General features: G+C 71.6%; 15 protein-coding genes. 13 read left to right on the top strand and 2 right to left on the bottom strand.

The annotated features are described in order from the left end of the window. Positions 1 to 6: 6 nt before the first annotated feature. Entirely contained in the window at positions 7 to 441 is a 435-nt protein-coding gene (locus AB0M88_RS09550; protein WP_364098026.1) for a gamma-glutamylcyclotransferase family protein, read from the bottom strand. Then, the gene (locus tag AB0M88_RS09545) at positions 431 to 1435 is read right to left on the bottom strand and encodes a LuxR C-terminal-related transcriptional regulator (RefSeq protein WP_364098023.1); all 1005 of its coding nucleotides are present in this window, start codon (positions 1433 to 1435) and stop codon (positions 431 to 433) included. Before AB0M88_RS09545 ends, AB0M88_RS09550 begins: the two co-directional genes overlap by 11 nt. A gap of 305 nt (positions 1436 to 1740) precedes the next feature. Between AB0M88_RS09545 and AB0M88_RS09540 the strand changes: the two genes are divergently transcribed. The 13 genes from AB0M88_RS09540 (at position 1741) to AB0M88_RS09480 (ending at position 16934) form a co-directional block, all read left to right on the top strand. Further along, the gene (locus AB0M88_RS09540; protein WP_364098020.1) at positions 1741 to 2871 is read left to right on the top strand and encodes a GNAT family N-acetyltransferase; all 1131 of its coding nucleotides are present in this window, start codon (positions 1741 to 1743) and stop codon (positions 2869 to 2871) included. Next, positions 2864 to 4138 carry an ATP-grasp domain-containing protein gene (locus tag AB0M88_RS09535; protein ID WP_364098017.1) on the top strand — a complete coding sequence of 425 codons (1275 nt, stop codon included), beginning with the start codon at positions 2864 to 2866 and terminating at the stop codon, positions 4136 to 4138. The genes AB0M88_RS09540 and AB0M88_RS09535 overlap by 8 nt, the downstream gene beginning before the upstream one ends. Beyond that, on the top strand, positions 4135 to 5358 hold the full coding sequence (locus tag AB0M88_RS09530) for an MFS transporter (protein WP_364098014.1): 1224 nt from the start codon (positions 4135 to 4137) through the stop codon (positions 5356 to 5358). Before AB0M88_RS09535 ends, AB0M88_RS09530 begins: the two co-directional genes overlap by 4 nt. A gap of 31 nt (positions 5359 to 5389) precedes the next feature. Beyond that, complete coding sequence (locus AB0M88_RS09525) at positions 5390 to 6331, top strand: class I SAM-dependent methyltransferase (protein ID WP_364098011.1); 942 nt, start codon at positions 5390 to 5392, stop codon at positions 6329 to 6331. Further along, positions 6331 to 7371, top strand: a complete 1041-nt coding sequence (locus tag AB0M88_RS09520; protein ID WP_364098008.1) for a diiron oxygenase — start codon at positions 6331 to 6333, stop codon at positions 7369 to 7371. Before AB0M88_RS09525 ends, AB0M88_RS09520 begins: the two co-directional genes overlap by 1 nt. Further along, a complete protein-coding gene (locus AB0M88_RS09515; RefSeq protein WP_364098005.1) occupies positions 7368 to 7895 on the top strand; it encodes an N-acetyltransferase family protein in 528 nt (175 codons plus the stop codon). The genes AB0M88_RS09520 and AB0M88_RS09515 overlap by 4 nt, the downstream gene beginning before the upstream one ends. Then, entirely contained in the window at positions 7892 to 8908 is a 1017-nt protein-coding gene (locus tag AB0M88_RS09510) for an SIS domain-containing protein (protein WP_364098002.1), read from the top strand. Before AB0M88_RS09515 ends, AB0M88_RS09510 begins: the two co-directional genes overlap by 4 nt. Then, complete coding sequence (locus AB0M88_RS09505) at positions 8875 to 10257, top strand: hypothetical protein (RefSeq protein ID WP_364097999.1); 1383 nt, start codon at positions 8875 to 8877, stop codon at positions 10255 to 10257. The genes AB0M88_RS09510 and AB0M88_RS09505 overlap by 34 nt, the downstream gene beginning before the upstream one ends. 860 nt (positions 10258 to 11117) lie before the next feature. Further along, positions 11118 to 12314: an acyl-CoA dehydrogenase family protein gene (locus AB0M88_RS09500; RefSeq protein WP_364097996.1), complete on the top strand. Its 1197-nt coding sequence runs from the start codon at positions 11118 to 11120 to the stop codon at positions 12312 to 12314. Between the two features lie 53 nt (positions 12315 to 12367). Next, entirely contained in the window at positions 12368 to 13600 is a 1233-nt protein-coding gene (locus AB0M88_RS09495) for an aminotransferase class I/II-fold pyridoxal phosphate-dependent enzyme (RefSeq protein WP_364097993.1), read from the top strand. Positions 13601 to 13627: 27 nt separating this feature from the next. Beyond that, positions 13628 to 14713 carry a tartrate dehydrogenase gene (locus AB0M88_RS09490; protein ID WP_364097990.1) on the top strand — a complete coding sequence of 362 codons (1086 nt, stop codon included), beginning with the start codon at positions 13628 to 13630 and terminating at the stop codon, positions 14711 to 14713. Then, the gene (locus tag AB0M88_RS09485; protein ID WP_364097987.1) at positions 14710 to 15612 is read left to right on the top strand and encodes an alpha/beta hydrolase; all 903 of its coding nucleotides are present in this window, start codon (positions 14710 to 14712) and stop codon (positions 15610 to 15612) included. The genes AB0M88_RS09490 and AB0M88_RS09485 overlap by 4 nt, the downstream gene beginning before the upstream one ends. 83 nt (positions 15613 to 15695) lie before the next feature. After that, entirely contained in the window at positions 15696 to 16934 is a 1239-nt protein-coding gene (locus AB0M88_RS09480) for an ATP-grasp domain-containing protein (protein ID WP_364097984.1), read from the top strand. Positions 16935 to 17002: the final 68 nt, after the last annotated feature.

The raw sequence follows: 17002 nt of genomic DNA, 5'->3' as shown, positions 1-17002 counted from the left end.
GCGGGGCTATCCCCGCCGTTGCGACCAGCCCGCGCACATCGCGACGTAGTCGTCGAGGTGCTGGGCCCGGAACTCGTCCCGGTTCCAGTCCGATCGCAGCACGAGATCGTCGGACGTGCACACGTACGCGTGCGCGGTGCCGCCGTCGCCGGCCAGCCGCAGCGGGCGCAGGTCGTAGAACGGCCCCTCGAAGTCGTCGAGGACCGCCCACTCGAGCGGGCTGAGGCCGGTCAGCACCGTGCCGCGCGCCGCACCGGGCCCCGGCACCAGCCCGGGAAAGCGCCGCTCACTCAGGGCGGCGGCGCGCCAGCCCGGTGCCTCGGCCGCGACCGCCGACGGCATCCGTCCGATCAGGACGGTCAGGACCTCGGGGAAGGTCAGGCTGCCGTAGACGAAAAGCCGTCCGGGCGCCGGCGTGAGGCGGGGGCGGTCAGGCGACATGAGTAGTCTCCCCGGCCCGCGCGATCCACGCGATCTCGCGGCTGTGTGCCCCGAGCTGGAACCGGGTCCGCAGTCCGAGCTCGTCCATCAGCTCGGCGACCTGGCGGCGCAGGGTGCGCACCGACACGCCCAGCTCGCGCGCGATCGACTCGTCCTTCAGGCCGGCCGCCATCATGCCGAGCACCGCCCGGCGGTGGGCGCTCACCGGCGAGAGCCCGGCCGGTGCCTCCGGGGCGGTCGCGGACTGCCAGTAGTGCTCGAAGACCTGGCGCAGCACGCCCGCGACGGCCGGGCAGTGGATCACCAGCGCGCTGGGTTCGCCGTCCGGCTCGGCGTCGATCACGACCGCGAGCTCGGCGTCCACGACCATCAGCGGGAACGGGATGACGGGCAGGCTGCGCACGTCGACGCCCCCGGTGCTCAGGTCGGCCAGGCGGCGGTTGCCCTGGGTGTTGTCCGCCACCCGGTGCACGTACCGGGTGGCGACTCCGCGCCGGACCGTGGTCAGCAGCCGGTGGTGAACGGTGTTCCAGCCGACGGCGGTCGGGAGGCGCTGCGGATGCAGGCTGAGCAACTCGCCGGTCGCGGTGGCGGCCCAGTGGTCCAGCGCGGCGTCGACGGCGGCCGCGCCGATCACCCGCTCGGTCTCCACCGCGGTGCGGTTGGCGTGCGCGGCGTCGATCGCCGTCTGGGCCATGAACGGCATGGCCGCGCCGAGGAACTCGAGGCCGCGGCGGCAGTCGTCGAGAGCGGCCTGGCCCTGGTCGATCAGCCGGGACATCGCGGCGCCGGCGCCGACCGTGCTGGTGCCGCTCGGCCGGTCGCCGGCCGCCCGCAGCAGGCCGGCCCGCAGCAGGAGGTCGGCCGCGGCGCGCACCTCGCTCAGCGGCATCGGTATGTGCCGGGCGGCCGAGGCCTCCGACCAGTCCGGATGGTCGGCGGCGAAGCGATAGAGCTCCCGGGCGCTGTCGAATGTGCTCAGTGTGGTGTCCACAGTTCATCCCCCGTTGATGTCTGGCGGGGCGCCGCGATTGCGTGGCCACCGCCTCACCCACCGTCACATACCCCGATATCTAAGTCAATAAGTGTGGTTATGATGACAAATGCGAAGTTAGTTGTCCTGGCTCGTGTCGGCCGTGTCCGCTTGCTGCCACGGCCCGGATCTGGACGCTGCTCGACCGGCGTTGTCAGGATGGCGGACAACCGTTCGCGACGAGGGATCCGCCCATCCGATCGCCGAGCCCGCTCCGGCGGGGTCCCTGTCTCATTCACGACGGAAATCCAGGAGTACGAGACGTCATGGTGACGCGCGCCCCCTCAGGTCTGAGCGAGGTCGACCGTGCCCAGGACGCCGTCCGGCAGGGCTGGGACGAGCTGGTCGGCCCCGACGACGTGTTTCTCGGTTCCCGGTGGCTGGAGGTCGCCGAACGCACCGCCGGCGCGCGGATGCGCTACCTGCTCTGCGACGGCCCCGACGGCCCGGTCGCCGCGCTGGCGACCGCGCTGGCCACCGAGGAATCCCCGTGGGTGCTCGGCCGGCCGGACACCCTGCTCGGCTTCAGCGCCGAGCAGGACCGGCCCGGCGCCCGCGACGTCCTGGCCGCCCTCGGCCCGGCCGGCCGGCTGCTGCCCAGCCTGGTCTGCGGTGGCCGGCACATGGGCCGCAGCCGGGTGCTGCGCCGCGCCGGGCTCACCGAGGCCCGGGCGGCCGAACTGGTCACCGGCCTGGTCTCGCGGGCCGAGCGGATCGCCGCCGAGTCCGGTGCCCGGTCGGTCGCCTTCCCCTTCGTCGACGAACGGGACGTCCTGTTGCGGCGGGTGCTCGACGGGCGCGGATACCTCGCCCACCAGTCCGGCCGCTACAGCCGACTGCCGATCGAGACGGACGGATTCGACGGCCTGCTGCGCCGGCTCTCGCCCAAGCGCCGCCGTCGTGTCCTCGCCGAACGGCGGCACGTGGCCGCGGCGGGTGTCACGACCCGGATCGTCCCGCTCGATCCCGGCCTGATCCCCCGGCTGGGGGCGCTGGAGGAGCAACTCATGCGGAAGTACGGCCTGTCCTGGACGGCCGACCAGACCGCCGCGACGCTGCACGAGATGCTCGCCGCCTTCGGCGACGACCTGCAGGTCTGCCTCGCCTACGGCGACGGCGAGGTCCGCGGTTTCGGCACGCTGCTGCGGCACCAGGATCAGTGGTACGCCCGTCAGGCCGGTTTCGACTACGACTACCAGGGATCGCTGCCGCTCTACTTCGAGGTGCTCTACTACCGCCCGGCCGAGGCCGCGCCCGGGCTCGGCATCACCGGCATCCACTACGGCATGGGCAGCGAGGAAGCCAAGCGTTCGCGGGGCTGCCTGGCCGACGACCAGATCGCGTACCTGCTGCCGGTGCCGGGCGCCGGCGCCGAACCCGGGAGCTCAGATGACTGACCGCACCGACTTCGTGCTGGTGGAGAGCGGCCGCGGCGGCTTCGGGCTGGAACCGCTGCGGATCGCTCACGACCTCGGTCTGCGCACCGTCTTCGTCACCGACGACTTCGGCCGCTATGCCGACGCCTCCGGCTCGACGGCCGCCTTCGAGGAGCACATCGACGATCTCGTCCTCGCCGACACCACCGACAGCACCACGGTGGCCGAGGCGCTGGGCAAGCACCACGAGACCGGCCGGATCGCCGGCCTCATGGCCATCATCGACTATTACGTGACCGTGGCGGCCGACGTCGCCCACATGTTCGGCCTGCCCGGCCTCGACCCGGCGGCCGCCCGTAACGCCCGCGACAAGCGGCGCACCCGCCGGGTCTGCGCCGAGGCCGGCATCCCCGCGCCCCGCGCGGTGCACGCGCGCACCGACTCCGAGGCGCTCGCCGCGGCCGGGAGCGTCGGCTACCCGTGCGTGGTCAAGCCGATGACCGAGGCGGCCAGCATCGGGGTCCAGCTCTGCCGCACACCGGCCGAGGTCAGCGCCCACTTCGCCACGCTCACGGCCACCACCACCGACTTCCGTGGCCTGGCCAAGCCGGCCGGCGTGCTGGTCGAGGAATACCTGATCGGTTACGAGGTCAGCGTCGAATCAATCATGGTCGCCGGGGAACGGCACGTCATCGGCGTCACCGACAAGGGCCTCGACCGGCATCCCTGGTTCGCCGAGACCGGCGAGACCTTCCCCTCGTCGTTGCCGGCCGACGTCCGCGACGAGTGCGTCCGGGTCGCGCTGGCCGCCCTGGACGCCATCGGCCACGATTTCGGCGCGACCCACGTCGAGCTCAAAGTGACCGCCGACGGCCCGAAGCTGATCGAGATCAACGCGCGGCTCGGCGGCGCCCAGATCGGCCGTGTCATCCGCGAGAGCACCGGGCTCGACCTGCCCCGCGAACTGCTGCGCATGCACTGTGGACTGATCCCCGACCTGCGGGTCACGCGCCACCGGGCGGCCGCCTCGCGTTATCTGACCGCCCCGTCGGCCGGCGTCCTCGGCGAGATCCTCGGCACCGACCTCGCCGAACGGATCCCCGGGGTCGTGGAGCTCACGACCTACCTCGCCCCGGGGACCCCGGTGCGGCCCGCGCGCAGCAACGCCGACGTGCTCGGCCACCTGGTGGTCACCGCCGGCACGCCGGTCGAGGCCGCCCGCTGGGCGGACGCCGCCATCGGCCAGCTCAGCGTGGTGCTCCGGGACGAGCCGGCGGCCGGCCGATGAGCGGCGTACGGGCCTGGCTGCCGCGCGGTCCCGGCCTCGGTGGCTTCACCGCCGCCGGGCTCATCAACGCCGTCGGCACCGGCTTCTACTACCCGTTCATGCTGCTGTTCCTGCACGCCGTGCTCGGGATGTCGCTGGCCCGGATCGGCCTCGGCCTGACGGTGTCGGCGCTGGCCACGTTGCCTCTTCTGCCGGCGGTCGGCGGCCTGGCCGACCGGTTCGGCCCGCGTCCGGTGCTGATCGCCGCCGCGGTGCTGCGCGGCCTGGCCTACCTCGGCTACCTGGCGACCACCAGCTTCGTGGTCTTCCTGCTGCTCAGCGCCGTCATCGCGCTCGGCAACCGGGCCGAGCAGGCGGGCACCCCGGCGCTGGCGGCCGCGCTCGCCGGTGAAGGCCAGCGCAGCCGCTGGCTGGCCCTCTCGCGGGTGCTGTTCAACGCCGGGTTCGGCGCCGGCGCGGTGCTCGCCGGCCTCGCCCTCACCGCCCTGCACGGCCGGTACTGGCTGCTCGGTGCCATCAACGCGGTCAGCTTCTTCGTCGCGGCCGCCTGTTACCTGCCGTTGCGCGTACCGGCTCGGACGGCCGCGCCGGACCGCCCGGAGGCCCGGAGGGCGCGGCCCTGGCGCGACCGCCCGTTCGGAGCGGTGGTCGCGGTCGGCGCCGTGCTCTGGACGCTCGCACTCGGCGTCGAGGTGGCCCTGCCGGTGGTGCTGGTCGAGGACCTGAGCCTTCCATCGTGGACGGTCAGCGTGCTGTTCACCGTGAACACCGCCGTCCTCGCCCTCCTGCAACTCCCGCTCGCGCACCGGGTCGAGAAGCGGCCCCCGTCCGCGGTGGCCGCGATCGGTGCCGCCCTGCACGGCGGCCTGATGATCGCGCTGCTCACCGCCGGCGCCCTGCCGGTGGCCGGGGCGATAGCGGCCCTGATCGCCGGGATGGCGGTCTACACGATCGGCGAACTGCTCTCCTCGCAGGCGGTCATGGTGCTGCTCACCACCCTGGCTCCGGAACACGAGCGGGGCAGCTATCTCGCCTTCAACCAGGTCTTCATCGGTGCCGCCGGGGCGCTCGCGCCGGCCGGCGCGGCCGTCCTGATCGGCCACGACCCGGCCCTGCTCTGGTGGGTGCTGCTCGCCCTGTCGGCCGGTGCGGCCCTGCTCATCATGCTCGGCCGACGGGCCGGCGCCACTGTCTACGGAGAGACCGCTCGGCAGATCTGAACGATCACTCCCGCACAGAGAGGCTAGATCAATGAGTGCTGGCACGATTGTCCCCGGCATCGCGGCCGGGACGGCGTACGACCAGATTGACCACGCCCTCCGCGGATACCGCGAATACCGGGCGTTCCTGCGAGGATCCCTCGACCGGGCCGGCTACTGCCGGTGGATCAACTCCGGTGCCGTCACCGCCGAAGGACTCGGGCTCACCGAGGACCAGCTCAACCTCTCCAGCCGGTTTCCGGTGGACGAGACGGCGTACGTCGACCGCTGCCTGCGCACGCTGCGCGACGCGGGCGTGATCGAGTCGACGCGGTACCCGGAGCGGGAATTCACCGGGATCCGCCGGCGGATCGACGAGCAGTTCGCGCACGGCGGCCGGACGACCTACATCTTCCCCGAGGAGGCACGGCTGCTCTTCGCCCTGGCCCACCTGCTCGCGCCCCGGCACACGGCCTTCCCCGGCTCCTACTACGGATACTGGGCGGTCTGGGCGCTGCCCGGCATCCAGGCGGCCGGCGGCCGCGCCGTGCTCATCGACATCGACGAGTCGACGATGGAGCTGGCCCGGCACAACATCGAGGCACTGGGGCTGGCCGGCGGGGTCGAGTTCCGCGTCGCCGACGCCATCGCCGACGGGCCCGGGCTGCCCGAGCTCGACCTGTGCGTCCTCGACGCCGAGGGGCCCCGCACCGGCGCCCCGGAGGATCTGACCGACAAGGCGATCTACTACCCGATCATGGCGGCGACCACCCCGCGGCTGCGCCCGGGCGGTGTGCTGGTCGCGCACAACATGCTGCTGGAAAACCTGACCACCAACGGCTACTTCGACGGCCGGGTCGCCAACAACCGGCGGCAGTACGCCAAGTTCCACGCCCACCTGGACGAGCACTACGACGTCCAGCGGACCTTCGCGACGTCCGAGGGCGTGGGCGTCTACCGGCGCCGGGTCGCCGCGCCCGCCGGTGACCGCTGATGTGCGGAACCGTCGGACTCTTCGTGGGCTGCTCCGCAGTCGTCGTCTGCCCGCTCCGGTCGCTGCTGCGCGACGACGCGACCGCGCCGTCCGTGGACGGTGAGCCGCCGCCCTACCGCAGCCCGTTCGCCACCTGGTTCGAGCGCTCGGCGGTCCGCCGCATGCCGCGCCGGACGCTGGCCGAGGTGACCGCCGCGGAGCTGTTCCCGCCCGAACTCGTGCCGATCGCGCGGCACCCGCTCGTCCAGGGCCTGCCGCCACACCAGTTCGACGAGGTGCTCACCCAGCACGCGTACCGCTATCTGGACTTCACGGCGAAGCTGGAGCACCTGGTCGTCAACCGCACCGCGCTCGGCATCGCGCATGACACGCTCGGCGCCCGGGTGCACGAGGACATGCGGTTCGACGCCTACAAGATCTACTGCGACGAGGCGTACCACGCGCTGTTCTCGGCCGACCTGATCCGGCAGATCCGCCAGGCCACCGGGATCGTGCCGCGCCTCGGTGACCACCCGTACTTCCTGAACCGACTGGCAGAGATCCGGGAGCGGGCCGGTTCCCGTCTCGCGCCGCTGGTGGAGATCATGTTCGTGATCTGCTCGGAGACTCTGATCTCGGCCACGCTCGCCGAGGGCAGCACCGACGCCCGCATCACACCGGCGCTGCGGGAGTCCATCCGGGACCACGCGCTCGACGAGGGACGGCACCACGTCTACTTCGCCGCGTTCCTGCGCGTGCTCTGGGGTCAGCTCGACCCGGTGCTTCGCGACCAGGTGGCCGAGCTGGTGCCCGAGCTGATCATGGCTTTCGTCCGGCCCGACCTGCCCAGCCTGCGCGGTGAGCTGCTGGCCTACGGGCTGCGGCCGGACGATGTCGAACAGGTGCTCGCCGAGACCTTCCCGGCGCCGGTCGTCACCGCGTACGCCCAGGAGACGGCGAGCCAGACCGTCCGCTACTTCACCGAACTCGGCGCACTCGACAACGACCGGGTCCGGGCCGCCTTCGCCCGGCACGGACTGCTCAAAGGGGTACTGGTATGAGAATCCGGCCACTCACCGAGGCGGATCTGCCGGCGGTCACCGGCATCTACAACCACGCCGTACGCCACACCGTCGCGACGCTCGACACCGAGGAGAAGACGGTCGAGGCGATGGCGGACTGGCTCGCCCACCACGACGAGCGGCGCTATGTCGCGGTCGGCGCCGAGCGGGGCGGGCGGCTCGTCGCGTACGGCTGCCTGAGCCCGTTCGCCTCGCGCGGCGGTTACCGGGTCAGCGCCGAGGTGTCCGTCTATGTGGCACCGGACAGCCAGGGTGCCGGCGTCGGGCCGGCAGTCTGCGCATGGCTGACCGACTACGCCGGGGAGGCCGGCTTCACCACCGTGCTGGGGCTGGCGACCTCGACCAACAAGGTGTCGATCCGGATGCTCGAGCGTCTCGGCTACGAACGCGGCGGCGCGATCGCCCGGATCGGCTACAAACACGGCGAGCTGATTGACTTGGAGGTGTACCAGCGCTTCTACGACGACAACATCGAGCGCTGCCTCCAGGAAGGACGACCGTGACCACCACAGCCTTCGACCAGCACGTCGCCGAACAGCCCGACGCGGTCCGTGCCGTACTCGCGGCCGGCCCGGTGCCCCGCCTCGACCCGGCCCGGCCCGTGCTGTTCACCGGCATCGGCACCTCGTTGCACGCCTGCCGGGTCGCCGCGGCGTGGGTGCGGGAACTCAGTGGCGGCCGCGTCCACACCGCCGCACTCGACGCGCACGATCTCGCGCTGACCGGCGTGATCTCGGCCGCCGACCAGATCGTGGTGGTGAGTCACCGTGGCACCAAGATCTACCCGAACGAGGTGCTGCGCAAGGCGGCCGAGGCGGGTGCGGCGACGATCGCGGTCACCGGGGCCGGACCGGCCGAGCCGGTCGCCGGCACGGTGCTCCGCACCTGCCCGCAGGAGCGGGCGAGCACCCACACCGTCTCCTATGTCACCGGGCTCGCGGTTCTCGGCCGGCTCGTCGTCAGCTTGCTCGGCGACGCGGCGGCTCCGCTCGGCCGGGGCCTGGCGGCGGTGCCGGACGCGTTGCGCCGCACCCTCGACCTTCCGCTCGCCGAGGCCGCCGTGGACGCTCTGGCCGGCAGTGGGCCCGACCCCGCGCTGCTGACCGGCACCGGCCTCGACGCGATCACCGCCGAGGAGGCCGCCCTCAAGATCAAGGAGGGCACGTACCGCTGGGCCGAGGGTATGCACTCCGAGTTCGCTCTGCACGGGACGCCGGCGGTGTTCCGGGCGAGCACCGTCGCGTACGTCATCCGGCCGGAACAGGCCGACGGCGGCCGCACCGACGCCCTGCTCGGGTTGTTGAGCGCCATCGGCGCGCGCAGTTTCGTCAGTGCGGCCGACGAGGCCGCCGACCTGCCGTTCGCGGCCGTGCCTCCGCTGGTCCGCCCCCTGGTCGGCGTCGTGCCGTTCCACCGCCTGGTTTCCGCCGCCGCGCGCCGGCTCGGCGCCAGCCCCGACCTCACCCACCTCGAGGAGGAGCCGTGGTCGAGCGCCGTCCGGGCGGTCAAGCTATGACGATCACCGCGCGGGCCGGCGCGGCGGCCCGCGTCACCGACGAGTTCAACCGGTCGGCCGAGCCGCTCCGAAACGCGCTGCGGGAGGCCGATCTGCCACCCGCCTACGCGGCCTGCTGGCGCGAGCATCTGCTCAGCCGGCCGATGTTCGTCGACGAGGACGACCTGCTCGGGGCCGCCGACGACGTGCTCGCCTTCTTCGACCTGCTGACCGATCTGCCCCGGCGGCTGTTCGACGGTGACCGGGAGGCCTACTGCGCCGCGCTCGGCATCACCGGGCGCCGCGGTGAGATTCTGCGCCGCTTCGCCACCGGGCCCGGCAGTCGCTACGGCCGGGCCGATCTCTATCACGACGGCACCGGGTTCCGCCTGCTCGAGTTCAACGTCGCCAGCGATCTCGGCGGCACCGACCGGGCCGAGCTTCAGCGCGCTCTCCTGCGGCATCCCCGGTTCGGAGCGTTCGCGGTGCGGCACCACCTGTCCTATGTGGACACGTCCGAGAGACTCGCCCACGCCTTGCGGGCGTCGGTCGCCCCGGCCGGCGAACCGCTGCCCGTCGCGCTGGTCTGCGCGGCCGGCGGCCTCGGCCGCTATCGGCGCCTGATCGAGGCGGTCCGGGAATCGCTGCCCCACTACGGAGTCGACCTGCACCTGGCCGAGCTGTCCGACGTGACCGAGGCGGCCGGGACGGTCATCGTCGCCGGTCGCCCGGTCCGCGCCGTGCTGCGCTTCTTCACCGTCGACGACCTGCTCGACGATCCGGCGGCCGCCGGCCGGGCCGAGCTTCTGTTCCGGGCCCACGAGGAGGACCGTCTGCTGCTGTTCACCCCGATGGACAGCTCGCTCTATTCCAACAAGGGGGCGCTGGCCCTGCTCTCCGCGGCCCCGCGGGAACTTCTCACCGGGTCCGAGCGCGACCTGCTCTCGCGCCTGCTGCCGTGGACCCGGCTGATCAGAGGAGACACGGGTCTGGTCGACGCCTGCCGGGCCGAACGGGAGTCGCTGATCCTCAAACCGCTGCGCGAGTGCGGCGGTGCGGGCATCGTGGTCGGCTGGGAGAGCACCGACCGGGAGTGGGCGGCGGCGCTGGCGGCTGCCGCGGCCGACACGGCCGGCGGTGGCGCGATCGTGCAGCGCCGGGTGCGTCCGCGCGCCGAGCCGGTCGTCGACCCGGAGACCGGCGAGCTCGGCGAGTGGGTGGCGAGCTGGGGCGTCTTCGTCACTCCGCAGGGCTACGCCGGCACCGATGTCCGCGCGCTGCCCGACGGCGCGGGCGCCGTCCTCAACTACGGCATCAACCGGCGTACGAGGGTGACCGGCGTGTTCACCGTGCCGGCACCCCGGATCTGAGGAATTCGCCGCGACGTCGCCGGTGATCCGGGAGATCATTTCTTTCGGCACCGGCGCATCGTAGATCTCCGCGAAATGCGGCGGCATTTCCCCGGTCGTCGTCCATTCTCGGACAACGAAAGCGCCGTCTCCCGACGATCTGTGACTTGAAACTCCTTTCGCCGTCCCGAGGACCTCGACCGGCACTCGCCGGCGTGTCGAAAGTCACCGTCCGGACGATTTTCTTTTACGGACATTCGCCGACTCGTGGCGGGGCTCTTCCAGCGTGTCTGAGATTGTTTTGGTGAACAGCTCGAACAGGCCGCTCGGGCGGCCACCGGGACTGTCCGGCGAGTTCGCCGACGCCGGCGGCCGAGGAACCATAGGGTTCCTGACCAGGTATTTGAGGCCGTCGACACCGCTTGGCCGCGGCAATTGTTCGACGCTGAGCCACCGGTTGGATGCCTGCCCGCTCAAGGCCGCCTGATGTTACTCAAAGTTACCCGAGATCCTTTGAACGAGGAATCCGCCCACTAGATCAACTCGTCCATCGACCCCTCCGGAACCGGCATGCCCGATGCCGGTCAGGTGCGTCAACGTTGTTTATCTCCGGCGAAATATCCGCGCTGCCCTGTCAACCCGTTAAAAACTCACGATAACCATTTGCGACGGTCGCCGCATTGACTTTCGGTGAACTTCGCTGATGGCAAACCAAGGGTCTTGACGCGGATCTGGAGCGATGGAAACCTCAGCGATGGCAATCAATTACGGCCAATCACAGAACGGGGGATGGGTTGGTGAACGTGTCTCACGGAAACCTCGATGTTGCCGGTGTCGACCTGATGCGGGCGCAGGACGGGCGCGGGCCCGGGGAAGCGATCATGACTGGTGGCGGGAGCGGTGCCTGGCTCCGGTCGGTGCGTCCGGTCCTCGATCCGGCCGACCGGGTCGACTGGGATCAGCTGGCCGCCATGGAGACCGAACTGGACGAGGTGCTCACCACCCACCCGATCGACCTGCCGTCCGGGGCCGAGCGCTCCCGCCGGCTGCAGGCCGTCCGGCGGGCGATGGTCGAGCGCGGCTTCCTGGTCACCCGGACCCACCCGCCGCTGTACGCGGTTCTGGCCCAGTTCATCTGCGGCTACCGCGACATCGACCTGCGTGACGCGGTGACCCTCGGCCACGGCGAACTGATCGACGAACACGGCCACCCCACGATCCGCCACCGGTGGGTGCCGCGCGTCGCGGCCGGCGAGCTGGCCGGCGTCGCCATCACCGAACCGCACGGCGGTTCCCGTCCCGCCGCCGCGCGCACCCGGGCCACGCTCGGGCCGGGCGGGACATGGCTGGTCAGCGGCCGCAAGAAGTGGATCAGCCGGCTCACCGAGGCCTCGGTCTTCGTGGTCTTCTTCCAGGACCCGGCCGGCAAGCTGGCCGCCGCGGCGATCGACGCCGCCGCGCCCGGCATACGCCGCCAGCCGCTGGCCCCGACCGGCGTGGCCGGCTGGACGTGGGGCATCCTCGACCTGGACGACGTGGCGGTCGACCCCGAACGCGACGTCCTGCGCGGAGACGGAATGTTCCTGCTGCGCAAGCACTTCGCCTCCTACCGGTCACTGGTCACCGCCACCGGGATCGGCGCCGCCGCGGCCGTGTTCGACCTCGTCACCGCCAGCCTCACCGACCGGCAGGCCAGTGGGGACGTGCCCCGCCTGCGCGACTCCGCGCTGGTCACCCTCGGCCGGACGCACGCCCAGCTGGTGACCGCGCTTCTGGGCACGGCCATGGCCGCACACCTCGCCCACTCCGGAACCGACCGGGCCGAGCAGTGGGGCTGGGAGATGAAAGCGCACGGCATCGACGCCGCCCACCACGCCGCCGCCGAGCTCGGGCTGCTGCTCGGGGCCGCCGGATACCAGGCGGACTCGCCGATCGCCAAGATCCGGCGTGACCTGGAGGGGCTGCTGATCGCCGACGGGATCCACGACAGCCTCTACCGCAGCGCGGGCATCCGCCACACGACCCGGCCGTCGACCGTGTCCGAAGCGTGGCCGGAGCCGGTGGCGGTACCGGCGTGACCGCTCCTCGCGCGCGCACTCCTGATTCCCATCACGAACGAGATAGAGATCGCATGCATCAGTTTCTCAACATCAAGAAGTCCACGCGGATCAGTGCCGACTTCTGGAACGTCACCCGCGACGCGGGCCTGTTCGACCTCGTGGTCGCCGGGCTCGGCGACGGCCGGCACCGCGTGCTCGCCGACGGCCACGAGTTCGTCAACATGGCGTCCTACTCCTACCTCGGCCTGGACACGCACCCTCGCCTGGTCCAGGCGGCGGCCGAGGCCCTGCTCTCCGAGGGATCGCTCAACACGTCCTCCTCACGCCGCACCATGCGGTTCGGCGTGCTCCGCGACGCCGAGATCGCGCTGTCTGAGCTTTTCGACGTCGAGGCCGTCACCGTCAACTCCTGCGCCACCGCCGCCTGGACGAGCCTGCCGCTGGTCGCCTCGGGCCTGTTCACCGACGACGTGCCGCCCCTGATGGTGTTCGACAAGAGCGCGCACTTCTGTCTGAACGCGATGAAGCCGAACGTGGCCGACGAGGCCGAGATCACCACGATCCCGCACAACGACATCGACGCGCTGGAAGACCTGTGCAAGCGGCACCGGCAGGTCGCGTACGTGGGTGACGGCGTGTACAGCATCGGTGGCCAGGCCCCGATGCCCGAGCTCCTGCGCCTGCAGGAGAAGTACGGCCTGTTCCTGCTGCTCGACGAGGCGCACGGCATCTCCACCGTCGGGCAGCGCGGGCGCGGCGTCGTGCTGGAGGCGATGGGCGGCATCAACGACCGTACGTTGATCATCACCTCGCTGAACAAGGGCTTCGGGGCGTCCGGGGGCGCGATCTTCCTCGGTCGCCGTGGCTCGCAGATGCGGTTCGACACCGCGCTGCGCAGCGCCGGCCCGCTGATGTGGTCGCAGCGCATCAACACGGCCGGCCTGGGCGCCCTCCTGGCCTCGGCCGAGCTGCACGCCTCCGCCGAGCTGACCGAGCTGCAGGACCGGCTGCAGGCCAACATCGCTCTGTTCGACAGTCTGGTCGAGACGCCCGAGCGTGGTGACGGCCTGCCGATCCGGTTCGTCCAGGTCGGCTCCGAGGAGGCGACCGTCGCGCTGTCACAGGACCTGCTGCGGGCCGGCTTCTCGGCCCCGCCGGTCTTCTTCCCGATCGTCGGCCGCGGCCGGGCGGGACTCCGCCTGATGCTGCGGGCGAACATGACGGCGGTCGAGATCAAGGAGTTCTGCGAGCTGCTCACCACGCTGCGCCGGCGCGAGCCGGCCGCGGCGGACGCCGGTGTCTGACAGTGGCGCCGGCATGAGGGTTGAGGAATGACCACTTCGCATCGGATCGCCGTCATCGCGGGCGACGGGATCGGTACGGAGGTCGTCCCCGAGGGGTTGCGGGTGCTGGCCGCGGCCGCCGAGGTCTTCGACTTCCGGATCGAGCCGGTCGAGTTCGACTTCGCCTGTGCCGGCTACTACCAGCGGCACGGCGCGATGCTGCCCGGCGACTGGTTCGAGCAGCTCCGCGGTTTCGACGCGTTGTTCTTCGGCGCTGTCGGCTGGCCCGAGGTCGTGCCCGACCACATCTCGCTGTGGGGGAGTCTGCTGCAGTTCCGCCGGCGCTTCGACCAGTACGTCTCGTTGCGGCCGGCGAGGCTGCTGCGTGGCGTGTCGAGTCCGCTGGCCGGCCGGGCCGCGGGCGAGATCGACATCGTCGTCGTCCGGGAGAACACCGAGGGCGAATACTCCAGCATCGGCGGGAGGATGTTCGAGGGCACCGACCGGGAGACCGTCGTGCAGGAGACCGTCATGACCCGGACCGGGGTCGACCGGATCCTGCGCTACGCGTTCGAGCTGGCCCGGAGCCGCCCGCGCAAGCACCTCACGTCGGCGACGAAGAGCAACGGCATCTCGATCACCATGCCGTACTGGGACGAGCGGGTGGCCGAGATGGCCACCCGCTACCCCGACGTCACGGTCGACAAGTTCCACATCGACATCCTGGCCGCCAACTTCGTGATGCACCCGGACCGGTTCGATGTGGTGGTGGCCAGCAACCTGTTCGGTGACATCCTCTCCGACCTCGGCCCGGCCTGCACCGGGACGATCGGCATCGCACCGAGCGCCAATATCAACCCCGGGCGCGCCTTCCCCAGCCTGTTCGAGCCCGTCCACGGCTCGGCGCCCGACATCGCGGGCATGGGCATCGCGAACCCGACCGGCCAGATCTGGTGCGCCTCGATGATGCTCGATCATCTCGGCGAACACGCCGCCGGTGCGGCGGTGCTCGCCGCGGTCGAGGACGTCGTCGCGCGAGGCGGCGACACCCTCACCCCGGACCTCGGCGGCTCCGGCACCACCGTCGGGCTCGGTACCGCGGTCGCCGACGCCGTCCGTGCGGGCCGCTCGTGAGCATTCCTCTGCCGCCGTCGTTCACCTACCGCCGGATCGACGTCGACGGGGTCGGCATCAACTGCGCGGTCGGTGGCGACGGTCCGCCGCTGCTGCTGCTGCACGGCTATCCCCAGACGCACGTGATCTGGCACCGGGTCGCGCCGCTGCTGCTCGCCGAGCATACGGTCGTCCTCACCGACCTGCGGGGCTACGGCGACAGCGACAAACCCGCCAGCAGCGACGGCGACCCGGAGTACGCCAAGCGCGCCATGGCGGCCGACCAGCTCGGGGTGATGGCGGCGCTCGGATTCGACCGGTTCGCGGTGGCCGGCCACGACCGCGGCGGCCGGGTCGCGCACCGCCTCGCCCTCGACGCTCCGGGCGCGGTCACGGCGCTGGCCGTGCTCGACATCGTCCCGACGCGGCACGCCCTCGACCATGCCGACAAGGACTTCGGCCTCGGCTACTTCCACTGGTTCTTCCTCGCGGCCGGTCACGGCATCCCCGAACGGCTCATCGGCAACGACCCCGAATACTGGATCACCACTCGGATGCGGGCCCGCCATCACGGCGGCGCGGAGTTCGATCCGGCCGCGGTCGCCGAATACGTCCGCTGCTACTCCGATCCGGCCGCCATCGCCGCCTCCTGCGCGGACTACCGCGCGGCGGCCGGAATCGATCTCGTGCACGACTCCGCGGATGCCGTGGCGGGCAACGTCGTGGAGGCCCCGCTGCTCGCGTTGTGGGGTGAGCACAGCTTCGTCGGGAGGTCGTACGACGTGCTCGAGGTCTGGCGGGATTACGCCCGGACCGTTTCCGGCGCCGCGTTGCCGGCCGATCACTACCTGCCGGAGGAGGCGCCGGGGCAGGTCGCCGATGCTCTGCGCGAGTTCCTCGCCGCGGAGATGATCGGGTAGGCGAGTTCTGTGCGGTGCCCGGCCGGCATCCACCAGCACCTTCCTCCGATATCCGTCCCTCCAAGTCCCGAAGGAATGCGCCGATGACTGACGAACAAGGCTCTCCCACCCTGCTGTTCGTCGGTGGCGCGCGGCCGTTGCCGACGAACGTCGACCTGGCGACCCGGGCCCTGATCCAGGCCCGCTCGCGCGGCCTCCGCACGCACATCACCAACCGGGCGTCGGTGCTCGCCGAGACGCCGTCGATCGTCGAGCTGGCGGACGCCGTCTCCGAGGTCGACCTGAGCCATCCGGGCGAGACCGCCGACTGGGCCAAATACCGGGTGGCCGAGGGCGAACGCATCGACGCGGTCTTCGGCCTGCACGAGATGGCACAGGTCGAGGCGGCCGAGACCGCCGAGGCCGTACAGGTGCGGGGCAACCCGCCCGAGGCCGTCCGCCGGGCCCGCGCGAAGGACCTCTGCCGCGCCACGTTGGCCGCCGCGGGCTTCGCCCAGCCGGCGGTGCGTCTCTGCGCGAGCGCGCAGGACGCGATCGCCTTCCTCGGGGAGTCCACCGGCCCGTGGATCATCAAGCCGCGCGATGCCATGGGGAGCGTGGGGGTCAGCATCGTCGCCGGCCCGGCCGACCTCCCGGCGGCGCTGGCGCTGCTGCCCGACCCCGCGCTCTTCCTGGCCGAGGAGTTCGTCGAGGGAAGCGAGTTCAGTGTCGAGGGGGTGTTCCTGGGCGGCGTTCCGACCGTCCTCGCGATCACCGCCAAGGAGAAGACGCCGCTGCCCTACTTCGTCGAGATCGGGCACGTGCTGCCGGCCGAGCTGGCCGAGGAGGACCGGCGCGAGATCGAGCGTCAGGTCGGCGCGGCCCTGACGACGGTGGGGTTGCGGACCGGCGGCTTCCACGTCGAGCTGTGGCTCACCCCCGACGGCATCGTGCTCGGCGAGGTGCACGGGCGGTTCGGCGGCGACTGGATCCACGCGATGGTCGAGTACGCCATTCCCGGCCTGGAGCTGTTCGGCCTGGTCTTCGACGACCTCCTGGGCCGCGTGAACGGCCACGCCTCGCTGCGGCCGACGCGGGGCGCGGCCGTCCGCTATCTCACCCCGCCGCCCGGCCGCGTGCTGTCCGTCGAGGGCTGGGACGACGTCGTCGCCCATCCGGCGGTGCTGCACGCCGAACTCGCGGTCGGGCCGGGGGACGTGGTTCCCGCCGTGCGGCGCTCCGGCGACCGGGTGGGGCTGATCGTCGTCGGCGCGGACAGTCCGGCCCAGGCCCAACGGCTCGCGCTGGAGCTCACCTCGGGCGTCCGCTTCACTGTCGAATAGGGACGCGGGATCGCCGGGAAGGTCGTAGCCTCCCCGGCGAGCCCTGTATCGCGCCATCGGAAGGAACG

The organism is Actinoplanes sp. NPDC051411, from assembly GCF_040682075.1.
Classification (GTDB): domain Bacteria; phylum Actinomycetota; class Actinomycetes; order Mycobacteriales; family Micromonosporaceae; genus Actinoplanes.
The sequence above is the reverse complement of the archived record's forward strand: the minus strand, read 5'-3'. Positions and strand labels throughout refer to the sequence as shown.